Here is a 14,502-nt window from a genome sequence, read left to right as displayed (position 1 = left end):
AATTCTATTTATATCTTAATCTTAGTGAGTTTGTTACTACACATACCGATGAGAACGCCATCGCAGTTCCCGCAAGCATCGGTGTTAATAGGCCTAGTATGGCAAATGGTATTCCGACCACATTATAAAAGAAGGCCCAGAATAAATTTTCTTTAATAATTTTCATGGCTGCTCGTGAAAGTTCTAGTGCTCTTGCCACTCCGCCGATGGAGTTATTCAAAAGACTTATGTCGCTCGCCTCTAAGGCAACGTCTGTACCTGAAGCGACTGAGTAACCAACGTCTGAACTTGCTAAGCTCGGCGCATCATTGACGCCGTCACCAACCATGGCAAGCTTTGCGCATGATTTTTTAATCTCTTCTATCGCTTTTAATTTATCTTCTGGAAGAAGTTCTGCTCTAAAATCATCTATGCCAAGCTTATTAGCTACATTCCTAGCGACAGTGCTATTGTCACCAGTAAGCATATAAGTCTTTATGCCCATAGCCTTGATCTTGGCAATGGCTTCTTTACTGTCAGTTCTTAAGCTGTCTTCGATAGCAAAGTAGCTAACGGCTTTTCTATCTATTGCCATGACTATGACAGTAGCGCCCTCATCCAAAAGTTCTTTCATCAGAGCCTTGTCATAATTAATTCCTAGCTCATCAAAATATCTTTCGTTCGATAAAATTATTTCTTTATTATCAAGTTTTGCGCGAACACCCTTTGAGTGAATCGCTTCAAATTCATCAGCTTCAGCATATTCAATGCTCTTATCTCTTGCGTATGAGGATATCGCCTCACTTATCAAGTGCTCCGATTGATTCTCAGCGCTGTAAGCGTACCTTAAAATTTCTCTATCGCTAAGGGATGAAGTATTGATAAATTTTGTAAGTGCTAATTTGCCTTCAGTTAAGGTACCTGTTTTGTCAAAGCAAATTGCGTCAACTTTGGCATTTGCCTCCAAAACTTCGCCAGACTTGATAAGTATACCTGACTGAGCTGCTCTGCCTGTTGCCACCATAATGGCAGTAGGCGTTGCAAGACCCAAACTGCATGGGCAAGCGATAACCAAAACGCTTATCGCGTTAATTATCCCTGTGTTAGCATCCTTAAATATAGTATAAATCAAAAATGTCAAAAATGCAATAGCCATTACTGCCGGAACAAAGATATTTGCAATCTTATCTGCTAATCTTTGTACTGGCGCCTTCGAACTTGCCGCGTCGTCAACCATCCTTATGATATTGGCAAGTGTAGTGTCTTCGCCGACTTTAGTAACTTTAAATTTAAAAGTGCTTGGTCCATTGACAGTTGATCCGATAACTGCGTCCCCCACAGTTTTATTCACAGGAAGGCTCTCGCCAGTAATCATCGCTTCGTTAATTGACGCCTCGCCTTCGATGATTACGCCATCTGAGGCAAGTCTCTCGCCTGGTCTAACTAGAACTACGTCATCTATGTCAAGCTCGTCTATGCTTATGGTTTTTTCTTCACCGTCCCTAATTACAGTTACTTCATCAACTTTTAGGCTTTGTAATTTATCAACAGCTTCATTCGTTTTGGCTTTTGCCTTTGCCTCCATAAGTTTACCAAGTAAAACTAAAGTGATGATGACCGCCGATGACTCAAAATATAGATGCGGATTAGCTATGGACATATTGTAAATACTATATAGATACGCCGCAGTCGTACCCATGGATACGAGCACATCCATATTAAAGGTTTTGCTTCTTAATGAACTTATTGCACCCTTATAAAATCTGTGCCCACCAAATATTTGCACAAGCGTCGCGAAGGCGAATTGCCATCTGGCGTCCGCATAAAACACGTGTATGCCTGCCATATGAAAAAACATTACTGAAAAAAGTGGCAGAGCAAATATTAATGAGATGATAAAATCACGCTTAAGACTTTTTATCTCCTTTTCTCTAAGCTCTCTCTCCTTTTCTATATCACGGCTCTCTTGATAGTAGCCAGTGAAGCCCGCTCTTGAGATGACAGCCAATATATCATCACGAGTTATGACATTTTCGTCATAAATTACTCTCGCTCTATTCGACGATAAATTTACATTGGCTTTTGATACACCATCTTGTCTCGATAAAACTTTTTCGAGCCTTGCTGAACAAGCAGCGCAGCTCATTCCTTGTATTAAAAAATTGTCCTTCATAATATCACCATAAATATTATACCCAATTTTGTGGTATAATATCTATAAGAAAGGTTGTGATTTTATGGACGCAATAGAAATGCTATTGACAAGAAGAAGTATAAGAAAATTTAAAACTGATGAAGTGCCTCGTGAAACACTTGAAAAGATAATTGAGTGCGCAAAGGCTTCACCAACTGGCATGAATAAACAAGAAAGACTTTTTACTGTTGTGACTAAAGATGAAGATATACAAAAACTAGCAGCTGCCATTGCAAAGTCACTTGATAGAGATGACTATCACATTTATTATGCAAAGGCTTTAATCATAATAACTGTGCCTGAAGATTTAAAATTAGGCGACGCCGACACATCAACAGCTATGGAAAATATTTACTTAGCATCTCACGCGCTTGGACTTGCTTCTGTTTGGATCAATCAATTAAGAGGTAATAAGGACGAAGGCGTTAGAGAGGTATTGACTTCATTTGATATACCAGCTAATCACATTTCATATGGCATGATGGCTTTGGGCTACGCTGATGAAGTTCCTAAGGCAAAAGAAAGAACAGAAAAGGTAGTTTATCTATAATGAGAAAGACTATAGGCTTTATTAGCGACACACATGGCGGCATAGACGAAACGCTTAGGGCGCTTGATGTGCTTAAGGACTGCGACGTTATCTATCACCTAGGCGACGTTTTGTATCACGGCCCTCGAAACGCTCTTCCAAATGATTACAATCCAAAAGATTTGGCCTCGTATTTAAAGGAGCGTGACAATATTATCTACGTTCGTGGCAATTGTGATAGCGACGTCGATCAAATGGTTATAGAGAAAGATTTAACGCAAAAAGCTCGTGTAGTCGATATCAATGGACTTAAGACCCTACTGATACATGGCTACGAAGAGACAGAATTTGCAAGGATCCAATACGCAAAAGACTCCGGCATCAAGATGATAGTTACTGGCCACACACATATAAAGGTCTTAGATGAAAAGGACGGCATCATCTTAGTAAACCCTGGATCAACAACTATACCAAAAGATGGCAAAGCATCCGTTGCCAAGATGGATGATGAAAAGATTATGCTCCTAGACATTTATACTGGGGAAATATTAAAAGAAATAAAATACTAGATTACAAAAAAAGAAGTCTGCGATTAAATTACGCAGACTTCTTTTTCTTTATTAAAAATTTTAGAAAAAGCATTAAATTAATTACTATTAAAACAATTATTGATATTCGCTTAAGTAAATCTATGCCCATATCTATATGCAGCGTTTCCCTTAGCTCATAGATAGTTCTCGTGAATTTGCCAAGTAAAAATATTCCTGCTATGGATATAAGCTCAATAATTAAAAATGTTTTTTCATTTACTTTGCCTAATAATGAAGCTAGGGTAGCAATTGCAAGGCACACGTAGTATATATACCTCGAGTGCACTCTCATGTCAAGCCAAAGGCTTAAACTAATGAGGCTCGATATAAAGGCCGCAGCTAAGACAGCTCCAGCTATGGCTAAAAGTAAATTAAAGACTCTTTTCAACTATTTTACTGTGTATGTTATTGCTACTGCAGTTCCATCTTCAGGTGCTTTGTCAGCATCTACAGAAAAAGAAACTTCTTTTGTTTCTTCAATAGCACCTAATGGGTATTCGCCGTTACTAGTGATACCAACGAAGCAAGAGTCAAGACAAGAGATACAGCCAGTGTTGTATTCTTTTGATGGATCAATATTTCCTGAGAATCTCATGTCAATAGCTTTTCCGTTAGAATCTTTAACTACATCGTCAATACCTACTGATCCTTCTTGACCTGCCCAAGCAAGAGTAAGTTCAAGCTTAGATCCTTCAGACTTAGTTGTAGCAGCGTTATCAGCGTTCATGTTATTACCAGCTTCAGCTCCTACTTCTTCTAAAGCCTTGTAGAAGTCTTCTGGAGATACATAAGATGAGAAGATTGACATATCGCTTAACTTACCATCTTTGTAGATTGCCAAGTGTCTTGTTGCTTCTGTTTCGAATTTTCCGTTGTACTTAGTATAGATAGTTACGCTCTTAGCGTCCTTGTCTATCTTGATAGGGTTTTCTTCTGAAACGCCAGCTATAGTGCCTTCTGCATCTGCTGTTTCAGTATTTTCATCATCAGTTTTTTCTTCTGTATCAGTTGTATCAGTTGTATCAGTTGATTCAGCTGTCTTAGTGTCTTCTGTCTTATCTGTTGTTGTGTCTGTCTTTTGACCACAAGCTACTAATAATAATGAAATCATTAATAGCATTGCTAAAAATTTAATTTTTTTCATTTCTTTTTCTCTCCTTTTATATAGCTTTTCTAAAATTAACACATTTACTATTATAACACTTATTTTCATAATTTGTCATTGAAATATTTTATACTTTTTTATCCATTTTTATATAATTTTCAATATTAAATTAGCTCTTGCTAATGTTTCGCACATAAAAAAAGGACCCATATGAGTCCTTTTTTGCAAATATATTAGCTTCTTTTAAATATGTCCACTACTTTGGATATAATATTTTCAGCTACGCTTTTAGATTTCATCCTTTTATCATAGATGGAATCTTTAACATTGCCTATAATGCCATTGACAGCTGAGTAGGCGTTGTTTGCTGTGCTTGAAACTTGTGATGTGATTTTGTTGACAGTGTTTACCGCGCTATTGGTAATACCCATAGCTGTATTAGTTAATTTGGAAACATCTGATGTAACACCGTTTATGTTACTCATAATGCCTGATATATTAGGTCTTAATTCTGTAACTAAAGTGCTTACATCATCTGTAACGCTCTTTATGTTTGGACCAAGGTCTCTAACTAAACCTTTGGCTTCGACTGTCATCTCTTTAATATCTGGTCTAATGTCATCAACTAATCCGTTTACATTGCTCGTAATACCATTTACGTTATTCATCACTTCAGGTAGTTTAGCTACTGTTTGGCCGATGTTAAGTCTGTTTTCTTCCATCATGCTCTTCATAGTGCTAATTGTTGAAGCGATCTTAATGAATAAATAAGCTAATGAACCTAGTGCTGCTATGCCAAATACTATAAGCACACATTGTAAAATATATTTTGCGTCCACTATATCACCTATCTTCTTTCGTTATCGTTTACTCTATGCTTTCTAGGCCTTTCGTCCATGCCGTAGTCTTCCTTGTCATTATGATTGTTTAGTCTAGATCTTCTAGGCCTTTCACCCATGCCGTAGTCTTCCTTATCATTATAATTGTTTGGTCTAGGTCTTCTAGGCCTTTCGCCCATGCCGTAGTCTTCCTTGTCATTATAATTGTTCGGTCTACGTCTTCTAGGCCTTTCGCCCATGCTATCATTATCTGATAAGCCAAGTTTATCTTTAGCAAAGTTCATAGCTCTTCTGCAATCTGACATCTCTATATTTATTCTGTCATCAATTCTCTCTTCCATAGCGTCTTCATCTAAGAAGGAAGAAACTGTTTCTTTTAACTGTCTAAGCTTTTTTCTAAGCTATCAATTAAACTTCTCTTGGGCCTTCTACTATATTCTCGATTAGGCATCTTAGCACCTATTTCCCGATATTCTTAACTGCGTTTTCTACGTCCTCTTTAATTTCATTAGCCTTTTTAACTGCTTCATCTTTTACTTCTTCAGCAGCGTCTTTAGCTTCGTCAATCTTTTTGTTTGCTTCGCGTTCTAATTCATCAGCCTTTTTTGCTGCTTCGTCTTTTACTTCATTAACTTTTTTAGCTGCTTCGTCTTTAATTTTATCAAAATCTATGCCCATCTTATCACCTATTTCTTAGCCTTTTCTACTTCTTTTTCTACGTCTTTTTTAACGTCGTTAGCTTTCTTTTCTACTTCTTTTTTAGCGTCGATAGCCTTATCTTCAGCTTTGTCTTTTAGTTCTTTTGCTTTGTCTTCTGCTTCTTCTTTAAGTTCTTCAGCTCTTTGTGCTGCTTCGTCCTTAAATTCTTTAGCTTTTTCTAAAGCACTTTGTCCTAATTCTTTAGCTCTTTGAGTTGCTGTTGCTATGCCGTCTTTCATGTCGTTATAAGTTTCTTTGCTCTTCTTAGCTATCATTTCTCTAGTTTCTTCACCGCTTCTTGGTGCAAATAGATAGCTTGCTGCAGCACCTGCTGCTAATCCTAATACAGTACCGATGGCGATGTTGCCAGCGTTTCTCATTCTTTCTTTTCTTTCTTCTTCCCTAGCTTTTGCTGATATGAAATCAAATAATCCCATAATATCACTCCTTTTTTTATTTTTACTATTAATTATATACCCACTAAGCGTACTAATAAAACATAAATATAAAAAAAGAAAAACTAATCGCAATCAATTAGTTTTTCTTCTATATATATCCTTATATATTATTTATCATATTGAAGTCTATATAAGTCGTAGTAAAGACCCTTCTTATCAAGAAGCTCTTGATGTGTACCCTCTTCTCTGATTGTACCGTTCTTAATAACTAGTATCTTGTCAACGTGCTGTATAGTTGACAGTCTATGCGCTATGGCGATGGACGTTCTTCCCTTGATAAGTTTCTTCACTGCGTCTTGAATTAATAGCTCCGTCTCTGTATCGATGTTTGCTGTTGCCTCATCAAGCACAAGTATCTTCGGTTCATAAACAAGTGTTCTTGCAAAACTTAATAGCTGCCTTTGACCTGATGATAAGGTAGATGCTCTCTCCATAACAGGTTCATCGTATTTGCCTGGTAGTTTTTGTATAAATGAATCAGCGTTTACATACTTCGAAATCTTAATTATTTCTTCGTCAGATATATCTTTATTCAGCTTGATATTGTCTCTTATAGTTCCCGAGAATAAAAATACGTCTTGTAAAACAACTCCTATATTCTTCCTTAGATCTTCTTTTCTTACGTCGTTTATGTTTATGCCGTCGATTAGTATCTCACCTTCATCTATCTCATAGAATCTTGTTAATAGTGATATGATAGACGTCTTACCCGAACCAGTTGGTCCAACAAGGGCAACCGATTCGCCTTTCTTAATCTTAAATGAGATGTTTTTAAGAACTGGCTCGCCTTCAATATAGCTGAAGCTAACGTTTCTAAACTCGATTTCGCCTTGAATGTCATCAAATGGCACTGGATTTTCAGGATTTTTAATTTCGCTATCATCATCAAGTATCGCAAAGACCCTCTCAGCTGAAACCATAGCCGATTGAGTGATGTTATACTTTTCTGTAAGGTCCATGATTGGCATAAAGAATTTCTTTAAGTAATCAATGAAAAGGTATAGCATACCAAAATACATGGTCTCATTCAAAACTTCTTTCGCGCCGAAGTAGATAAGGCTCGCGATGGCTACGTTTCTAATGATGTCTATCGATGGTCTATATATTGAGAATATCTTTACCCTTCTAAGCATAGTGTTTCTGTAGTCAGCATTTGCTTCATCAAACTCTCTATTAATTTTATTTTCTTTACCAAAGATATGGATTAGCCTCATACCTGAGATGTTTTCGCTTAGTTTTGAGTTTATTAGCGATAATTTCTTTCTCGATAATGCAAGTATCTTTCTGATCTTGCCTCTAAAGAATATTGAAATCGCAAATATGAATGGCAGCGTTATAAAGCTTAGTAAACTTAGCTTTAAGTCCATTGACAGCATAAAAATCATGATGCCCGCAAGCATGAAGATGTCTTTAAACAGTGTTATCATAACGTCTGAATACATTTCGCTGATTGCTTCTATATCATTAGTTAGCCTTGTGGTTAGTCTGCCTATTGCATTTCTATCGAAAAAGCTTAAGGACCTTGATATGATATGGTCATAAACTTCAGTTCTCATGCTATAAATCATCTTTTGCGATGCTATAGTGATGGACATCGTTTGTAAATAGTCAAGAACAAAAGTTAATATTATTGTTAGTAAAAAGTATAAGCTTAATTTGTTTATGGCTTTAAAGTCTTTGTCTCTATATGCTTTATACTCAGCCATTGGCACTTCATAGACAGGGCTCTTTGTCTCGTCACCTGATTTATATAGAAAGGCTCTACCATCTTCTTCTTTTAGGTGATAGGCTCCTTTGCCTTCGTATTGAGCTTTTTCTTCCTTACTAAGATTAGTCTCTCTAATGAAGTAGTCTATGCCATCTTCCATATTATCCTTAGTATATTTGATACTCAAAGTGTGTTCAGTCGCCTCTGGGTACTCATACATCTTGATGTTTTCGACTTGTATGTGCTCATCTATGGCAACCTTGATTAGATAAGGGCTTACAAGCGCTAGTCCTGTTAACGCGACTATCATGAGGAAGGTTAATATAAGCTGGAATGTATATGGCCTTGCATATGAGAGCATCCTTCTAAAGGTGTTTTTAGAGTTTTTGCTTTGATAATTAATATCGTCTATGTTTCTTTCCATTACTCATCACCTCTATTTATCTTTTGCTCTAGTAATTGATCTTCGTATAATTTATTGTATCTGCCGCCAAGTGAAACAAGCTCATCATGTGTACCTCTCTCAACTATAGCTCCGTCCTCAATAAATAGTATCTCATCAGCATCTTTTATAGTCGAAACTCTATGTGAAATGATGATTTTTGAAACATCCGCTTCGTCTGTGTTAAGATTTTTTAGTATCTCTTCTTCAGTTTGTGTGTCAACTGCAGATAGAGAGTCGTCCATGATTAAAACGTTCTTTTCCTTTGCCAAAGCTCTCGCAATAGAAACTCTTTGCTTTTGTCCGCCAGATAGCGTTACGCCTCTTTCGCCTAAGATAGTGTCGAAACCATCTTTAAACTCGATAATGTCATCGTATACGCCAGCTATCTTCGCGTACTTTTCTATAGTCTCGTCATCAAGCTCATGCTCGTAGTGAAACTCAATATTTTCCTTAACAGTTTTTGAGAATAAAAAGTCATCTTGCGGCACATAAGAAATATTTTCTCTTAAAGAATTAAGTGTTACGTCCTTAACTTCATGACCATCAACAAGTATCTCACCTTCATTTATATCATAAAGTCTAAGAAGTACGTTAACTATACTTGACTTGCCGCTACCAGTTCTGCCTAGTATGGCAAGTGTCTTACCTGGCTCTATCTTAAAGCTTATGTCTTTAAGGGCATATGGTAGGTCCTCTGCGTACTTAAATGAAACATTTTTAAATTCAATATTGCCTTTTATTTCGTCTAGCTCGATAGCGCCTTCTCTGTCGACAATTTCTGGCTCTGTCTTGAATATATTTGTCAGCCTATCCATGGACGCGGCGCCTCTTTGCATGAAGACTATAACCATGCCAAGTGCTCTTGCTGGCCACATCATAAGTCCTAAGTAAGCATTAAAGGCAATAAAGTCCCCTAGAAGCATAGTGCCCGCCATAACTTCTTTTGCTCCGAAGAATAAAAGTAGCATGTAGCTAATATTGCTTAGTACATGAATGAATGGATTGAAAAAGCTTTGTAATTTTGCTAATTCAATATTTTTATCATAATAATTTTGATTTTCTTCTCTGAATAATTTTGCGTTCTCTTCCTCTTGTCCAAAGGCTTTTATGATTCTGATCCCTGAGAAGTTTTCTTGAGCTCTATCAGTGATCGTGCCATATTGTGCTTGAACAGCTTTGAAACGCGAATGAATAACGCCACCAAACCTCATTACTATGAGTATAATTAGTGGTATAGTGAATAAAACTTTTGATGCAAACAAAACATTTGTTGTTTTTATCATCATAACAAGGTTTAGTATAAGTAAAAATGTTGAGTCAATAAACATGATGATACCTTGACCAAGAGTCATCCTAACAGCGTTGATGTCGTTAGTTGCAAGACTCATTAAGTCACCTGTTTTGTGCGTATTAAAAAAATTTTGAGAAAGACTTGTGAGTTTCCAAAAGAAATCCTTTCTCAAATCATAATCAACTCTCATCGAGTTACCAATAATAAAGTTTCTCCAAAAATATCTCGCAACAGCAACCATCAGTCCTGTAGCTATGGTTAAGAGTGCATACTTAGTAGCAGACTTCATAGTCAAGACTCCCCTTTGATAGTCGTTTGCGAAGTACTTAAGTATTTGTGGTATATATAGCTGAACAACGTCTATGAACAGCAGGAAAAATATACCTAAAATATACTGCACTTTGTACTTTCTGAAATATTTTAAAAGAGGTTTTAAAGATTTAAACATAGTGCCCCCTCCTTTGTAAATCTTTCGTGTTCCTAAATATTGTATCACTCCTTGACAAAATAATCAAGGAGTGATAAGTATTTTTTATTAATTATCACAAATGTATTGGATATGGTCTTCTCTTCTTATAAATATATAAGTACTTAAAGCCTTTTTCCTTAAGATACTTTTCTGCGTCCTTTATGCCATAAGCAAGGTCTTCGGTGTAGTGAGCGTCTGAACCAACTGTGATCAGCTCGCCTCCTAAGGACTTATACATATCAAGTATCTCATCTTGCGGATGAAAGCTCTTCATATCATAGCGAAGTGCAGCTGTATTTATCTCGAGCGCCTTGCCCTTATCCACTATGACTTTTAGTATCTCATAAACAAGCTCCTTAGCCGCATCAGAAAATTCATAGTCGATGTCTTTGAATTTGTAATATCTGTCGATAAAGTCTATGTGTGCGACTGAGTCGAAGCTGTCAAAGCGTTTCACTACTTCTAATAGCTCTGTGTAGTAGCGCACTTGACCTCTTTCGTAATCACTTTCAAAGCTCTTCTCTCTAGAGAATATCCTTTCGCCATCGATGCTGTGAATTGAACATAAAATGAAATCAAAAGGGTTTTTGCTTAGCTCATCATATTCATCAATTAAACCAAGTTGAAGACCAAACTCAGCTCCTTTTAAGACTTCTATCTCATTAATATATGTGTATTTTAATTTGTTTATCTCTTTTATATAGTCCTCAATATTAAAAAGGACGTTTTTACTTTTGTCTTGGTCAAGTGAAAGGTCTATGTGATCAGTAAAGCATATAGCTTTCAAACCCATCTTTATAGCCTCTTTGACCATGTCCTCCGGCGGGACCTTGCAGTCAACTGAAAAATTTGAATGCAAATGAAAATCGTACATCTATGCCTCCTATAAAAATTTATCTTTTAGATTATTCCAATAAATATTCTTCGAAAATACTATCCTATATATCTTCTTGTAGCTTAGATTTATCTCTACGCTAGTGACGTTTTTGAAGATACGTTCTTCGCCATCGTTAAGAAGTATGATCTCTCCTTCATATCTCTTCTTTGGCTCGAATCTTATAATAAAGTTTGGTGGAACGATGATTGAGTTTTGCAGTGACCTAAAAGCTTTTGAGTTAATGGGTGCGAGCGGAGTCATTTGTATGCACTCAAGCTTTGGATGCACTACGCTGCCTCTAACTGAGTAGTTATATGCAGTGCTGCCAGCTGGTGTTGAGACTATAAGCCCGTCGCCAAAAAATCTTTCCAAGTAATCAGAATTGATAAATACATCGAGTTCAACGGCCTTTGATTTGTTTGCTTTAACAACCATCTCATTAACTGAATATAGTTTTGACTCGCCGACTTCGTAGTGAACGCTTGTCTCGATTAAGTGTAGTGACTCTTGTTTAAACTCACCCTTTATATAATTTTCGACAAATTTGTCTACATCATCAATAGAAAGCTCTTGAAAAAAACCTAAGTGGCCTGTATTGAAGCCAACAAAAGGCACTTCGGGAAAATCATTTTCATGAACACTTCTTAAGAAGGATCCGTCTCCACCTATAACGATGGAAAGTTCAGCCTCGTTACTAAAGTCTCTCGTAGTAATAAAGCCGCGCGCCTCAAGCTTTTCTTCAAGCTCAAGCAAGATCTTTTTGCTAAGCTCGTCATCCTTTGCGAGTATATTTATAATTCTCTCACTCATTTCTTCACCTCTTATAATTATTAATTATACAACAAATAGAGTAATTTTTCAATGACTTAAGCCATCTACTTGTAAAAGCTAGAAAAATATATTATAATTTATCTTAGGTGATAAAGTGATTAACGATGAATACAATGTAAGCTTTGTCGCTAAGAAGTCTTATAATAAGATGAGTGAAATGATAAATGAGCTTAAAATATCGAAGAGACTTTTTAGACGAAGCTACTTAAATAAAGATATATATGTAAATGAAGAGTTTAGGCGCAAGGACCTGCCAATCATTAAGGGCGAGGTCTTAAGGATACATATGCCTGAGGAAGAGACCGCCCCTGATGACTTTACTTGCGATATAGATATCATTGACGAGACCATTGACTACATGGTCATCAATAAAGAGAAAAATATCCTCGTTCATGAGACGAAGAACAATCAAGGCAATACTCTTTACAATGCACTGATCAATTTATTTCAGTCGCGTGGCCTTAAGAGGCGCGTCCGCCTTGTTAATAGACTTGACATGAACACGACGGGGCTGATGGTGGTCGCTAAAAATCCATTCGCCCACTACAATCTAATGCAGCAGATGGAAGATGGCAGCTTTAGAAAAAAGTATCACGCTGTAGTTGATGGATCTTTTCCTTATGACGAGATTGTTGTTGAGAAAAATATCAAGACCGACGAGAATGATCACATAAAGAAGATGATCTGTGACGATGGCGATGGTGATTACGCGAAAACCATATTCAAGAAAGTTATAAGCTGCGAAAAATACTCCATAGTCGAAGCGGAGCTCATTACTGGTAGGACGCATCAGATAAGGCTGCACCTAGCCTACTTAGGCTTTCCTATAGTTGGCGACACGCTATATAATGACAAGACATATGACGGCGTTGATAGACAATTGCTTCACTCCTTTGAGATAAGCTTTAATGACCCTAGGACTAATGAGGAAAGGCACTATGAAGTGAGTGACCACGCTGATATAATAAATTTTTCTAAAAAAATTATCTAATTTCCTTGCATTTTAAATGCGTTTGCTATATAATATAGTTAAGATATCCTGTAGTGACCGCTTTTCATATTAATTTAACCGACAATAATAATATGGGACTGTGACGTTTTACAATTGATAATATGCCTTAAGTGGACATTAGATATTGTAGACAACGGACCCACCTCGTATATGCGGGGATAAATTACTTATGAAAAACGGCACATAATGGGATTACATATCAAAAGAGTCAAGCGATACTGCTTGACTCTTTCTTTGTATAGAGCTTCATCGATGGCTCTTATGTATAAAGAAGGCTCTCTGCACGGAGAGCCTAATCTTTTATCTATAGCATTTCTAGGAACGCTTCGATTCTTGTGTTTAATTGGCCCAAGTCTGATTTTGAATAATCAGTTTCTACTTGGATATAAGGAGTTTTCTTTTCTTTTGTGACAAAGTCTCTTATGGCTTTTGTTTCTACTTGGAATGGCGTACACGCTTGAAGCTGCATATCTACTACACCATCTACTTTGTAGTCGTCTATCATTCTTGATAATAGATTTAGTCTTGGTGTGTTAGGACTAATGCATGCGCAGCCTATATTTAGATACTTCTTAGCAAGTGCATCATATATGTCTGGGTTGTCTAAGTCAACGTTTTCATCGATTGCCTTAGCTCCCCCACAATTTTCGTAAGCAACTACAATTCCACCGTTATTTTCAACAGCTTCGATAACTTTTTCAGTCGCTCCACCTATTGGGCAGCCTGTTATAAGTATCCTCTTTTTGCCAGTGATGCGCTTGTTCTCGCTTAGGACTTTTTCCTTAAGCTTTTTAAGTTCATCAGGCACTGCCTTCTTGTCGAATTCAAATTGCACTCCATTTAAGACGTGCCACAAGTCTAAACCCATGATTGGAAGTTCATCGGCTTTCATTATGCCATAAAAGTCTTTAACAGCACTTCTCTCAGCATTTTTGATTACAGTTGCTTCTCTAAGTTTTTCTTCTGTTATCTCTACACCAAACTCTTTTGATACGTAGTCAGCAAGTTTTTTTATTTCAGCCGTCCATAACTTAAGAGACTCTTCTGATCTCTTTTGCGGTAGCTCCATTACATAAACGTTTTTAATCTCGCCTAGGTACTCATACATCTTCTTCTTGCCATCGCAAGTCGTTTCTCCGACTATAAGGTCTGAGAAATAGAAGAAGGGACACTTATCTGTAATGGCAAAGCCATAGCTTGCCTTGATAAGTGGGCAAAGGTTTGTTGGTAGATCCTTTTCAGCATCTTTGATAGTTTCATCAGATGTCGAACAAAGTGATACAGATGTTGCACCTGCTGCAAGAGCTATCTCTTGCGGGAAAAATGTGCAGAATATGCCTATGACTGGTATGTTTTTATCCTTAATCTCTTTAACTTTTAAAAATGATTCTCTTCTCTTATCTTTAAATTCATCAAAAATTTCAGGTAATTCTTTTCTAATGTTTATCACGATATTCTTCCTCTCTTTAGGTTTAA

The 14,502-nt window shown here is 36.8% G+C and carries 15 protein-coding genes and 1 other RNA gene; 4 read left to right on the top strand and 12 right to left on the bottom strand.

Annotated elements, in window-relative coordinates; all coding sequences use genetic code 11:
- Nucleotides 1-4 precede the first annotated feature (4 nt).
- The gene (locus AC1EJ0_RS02295; protein WP_480022933.1) at nucleotides 5-2,152 is read right to left on the bottom strand and encodes a heavy metal translocating P-type ATPase; all 2,148 of its coding nucleotides are present in this window, start codon (nucleotides 2,150-2,152) and stop codon (nucleotides 5-7) included.
- A gap of 64 nt (nucleotides 2,153-2,216) precedes the next feature.
- Here AC1EJ0_RS02295 and AC1EJ0_RS02290 point away from each other — a divergent pair, with 64 nt between their 5' ends.
- Together AC1EJ0_RS02290 and yfcE are read left to right on the top strand one after the other, a co-directional pair.
- A complete protein-coding gene (locus AC1EJ0_RS02290) occupies nucleotides 2,217-2,723 on the top strand; it encodes a nitroreductase family protein (protein ID WP_480022934.1) in 507 nt (168 codons plus the stop codon).
- Complete coding sequence (gene yfcE / locus AC1EJ0_RS02285; protein ID WP_480022935.1) at nucleotides 2,723-3,271, top strand: phosphodiesterase; 549 nt, start codon at nucleotides 2,723-2,725, stop codon at nucleotides 3,269-3,271. Before AC1EJ0_RS02290 ends, yfcE begins: the two co-directional genes overlap by 1 nt.
- A 28-nt stretch (nucleotides 3,272-3,299) precedes the next feature.
- Here the strand turns inward: yfcE and AC1EJ0_RS02280 are convergent, their stop codons facing one another.
- The 10 genes from AC1EJ0_RS02280 to AC1EJ0_RS02235 all read right to left on the bottom strand — a co-directional run bounded on the left by AC1EJ0_RS02280 (nucleotide 3,300) and on the right by AC1EJ0_RS02235 (nucleotide 11,993).
- Nucleotides 3,300-3,680, bottom strand: coding sequence for a hypothetical protein (locus AC1EJ0_RS02280; RefSeq protein ID WP_480022936.1), 381 nt, complete (start codon nucleotides 3,678-3,680; stop codon nucleotides 3,300-3,302).
- Entirely contained in the window at nucleotides 3,681-4,436 is a 756-nt protein-coding gene (locus tag AC1EJ0_RS02275) for a YdjY domain-containing protein (RefSeq protein WP_480022937.1), read from the bottom strand.
- A gap of 194 nt (nucleotides 4,437-4,630) precedes the next feature.
- A complete protein-coding gene (locus tag AC1EJ0_RS02270; protein WP_480022938.1) occupies nucleotides 4,631-5,236 on the bottom strand; it encodes a hypothetical protein in 606 nt (201 codons plus the stop codon).
- Between the two features lie 8 nt (nucleotides 5,237-5,244).
- On the bottom strand, nucleotides 5,245-5,577 hold the full coding sequence (locus tag AC1EJ0_RS02265; RefSeq protein WP_480022939.1) for a hypothetical protein: 333 nt from the start codon (nucleotides 5,575-5,577) through the stop codon (nucleotides 5,245-5,247).
- A 118-nt stretch (nucleotides 5,578-5,695) separates the two neighbouring features.
- Nucleotides 5,696-5,914 (bottom strand): hypothetical protein, encoded by a 219-nt coding sequence (locus AC1EJ0_RS02260; RefSeq protein WP_480022940.1) that lies wholly within the window; start codon nucleotides 5,912-5,914, stop codon nucleotides 5,696-5,698.
- A gap of 8 nt (nucleotides 5,915-5,922) precedes the next feature.
- Nucleotides 5,923-6,372: a YtxH domain-containing protein gene (locus tag AC1EJ0_RS02255; protein WP_480022941.1), complete on the bottom strand. Its 450-nt coding sequence runs from the start codon at nucleotides 6,370-6,372 to the stop codon at nucleotides 5,923-5,925.
- 128 nt (nucleotides 6,373-6,500) lie between these two features.
- Nucleotides 6,501-8,525 (bottom strand): ABC transporter ATP-binding protein, encoded by a 2,025-nt coding sequence (locus AC1EJ0_RS02250; RefSeq protein ID WP_480022942.1) that lies wholly within the window; start codon nucleotides 8,523-8,525, stop codon nucleotides 6,501-6,503.
- Nucleotides 8,525-10,285, bottom strand: coding sequence for an ABC transporter ATP-binding protein (locus tag AC1EJ0_RS02245; protein WP_480022943.1), 1,761 nt, complete (start codon nucleotides 10,283-10,285; stop codon nucleotides 8,525-8,527). Before AC1EJ0_RS02245 ends, AC1EJ0_RS02250 begins: the two co-directional genes overlap by 1 nt.
- A 94-nt stretch (nucleotides 10,286-10,379) precedes the next feature.
- On the bottom strand, nucleotides 10,380-11,180 hold the full coding sequence (locus AC1EJ0_RS02240) for a histidinol-phosphatase HisJ family protein (RefSeq protein WP_480022944.1): 801 nt from the start codon (nucleotides 11,178-11,180) through the stop codon (nucleotides 10,380-10,382).
- A 9-nt stretch (nucleotides 11,181-11,189) separates the two neighbouring features.
- Nucleotides 11,190-11,993, bottom strand: coding sequence for an NAD(+)/NADH kinase (locus AC1EJ0_RS02235; RefSeq protein ID WP_480022945.1), 804 nt, complete (start codon nucleotides 11,991-11,993; stop codon nucleotides 11,190-11,192).
- A 115-nt stretch (nucleotides 11,994-12,108) separates the two neighbouring features.
- Here AC1EJ0_RS02235 and AC1EJ0_RS02230 point away from each other — a divergent pair, with 115 nt between their 5' ends.
- The gene (locus AC1EJ0_RS02230) at nucleotides 12,109-13,005 is read left to right on the top strand and encodes an RluA family pseudouridine synthase (protein ID WP_480022946.1); all 897 of its coding nucleotides are present in this window, start codon (nucleotides 12,109-12,111) and stop codon (nucleotides 13,003-13,005) included.
- 42 nt (nucleotides 13,006-13,047) lie between these two features.
- Nucleotides 13,048-13,223: non-coding RNA, 6S RNA (gene ssrS / locus AC1EJ0_RS02225), on the top strand.
- 107 nt (nucleotides 13,224-13,330) lie between these two features.
- Here ssrS and AC1EJ0_RS02220 read toward each other — a convergent pair.
- Nucleotides 13,331-14,473, bottom strand: coding sequence for a double-cubane-cluster-containing anaerobic reductase (locus tag AC1EJ0_RS02220; RefSeq protein WP_304017153.1), 1,143 nt, complete (start codon nucleotides 14,471-14,473; stop codon nucleotides 13,331-13,333).
- Between the last annotated feature and the right edge of the window lie 29 nt (nucleotides 14,474-14,502).

The organism is Fenollaria sp. C0166D3 (assembly GCF_056590255.1).
This window is presented reverse-complemented; position numbering and strand designations above follow the sequence as displayed.

Bases quoted from the DNA above. Each gene is read 5' to 3' on its own strand.
- AC1EJ0_RS02235 (WP_480022945.1), bottom strand. From the start codon at position 11,993: ATGAGTGAGAGAATTATAAATATACTCGCAAAGGATGACGAGCTTAGC.
- AC1EJ0_RS02260 (WP_480022940.1), bottom strand. From the start codon at position 5,914: ATGGGCATAGATTTTGATAAAATTAAAGACGAAGCAGCTAAAAAAGTT.
- AC1EJ0_RS02290 (WP_480022934.1), top strand. From the start codon at position 2,217: ATGGACGCAATAGAAATGCTATTGACAAGAAGAAGTATAAGAAAATTT.
- AC1EJ0_RS02265 (WP_480022939.1), bottom strand. From the start codon at position 5,577: ATGGAAGAGAGAATTGATGACAGAATAAATATAGAGATGTCAGATTGC.
- yfcE (WP_480022935.1), top strand. From the start codon at position 2,723: ATGAGAAAGACTATAGGCTTTATTAGCGACACACATGGCGGCATAGAC.
- AC1EJ0_RS02295 (WP_480022933.1), bottom strand. From the start codon at position 2,152: ATGAAGGACAATTTTTTAATACAAGGAATGAGCTGCGCTGCTTGTTCA.
- AC1EJ0_RS02275 (WP_480022937.1), bottom strand. From the start codon at position 4,436: ATGAAAAAAATTAAATTTTTAGCAATGCTATTAATGATTTCATTATTA.
- AC1EJ0_RS02240 (WP_480022944.1), bottom strand. From the start codon at position 11,180: ATGTACGATTTTCATTTGCATTCAAATTTTTCAGTTGACTGCAAGGTC.
- AC1EJ0_RS02245 (WP_480022943.1), bottom strand. From the start codon at position 10,285: ATGTTTAAATCTTTAAAACCTCTTTTAAAATATTTCAGAAAGTACAAA.
- AC1EJ0_RS02255 (WP_480022941.1), bottom strand. From the start codon at position 6,372: ATGGGATTATTTGATTTCATATCAGCAAAAGCTAGGGAAGAAGAAAGA.
- AC1EJ0_RS02250 (WP_480022942.1), bottom strand. From the start codon at position 8,525: ATGGAAAGAAACATAGACGATATTAATTATCAAAGCAAAAACTCTAAA.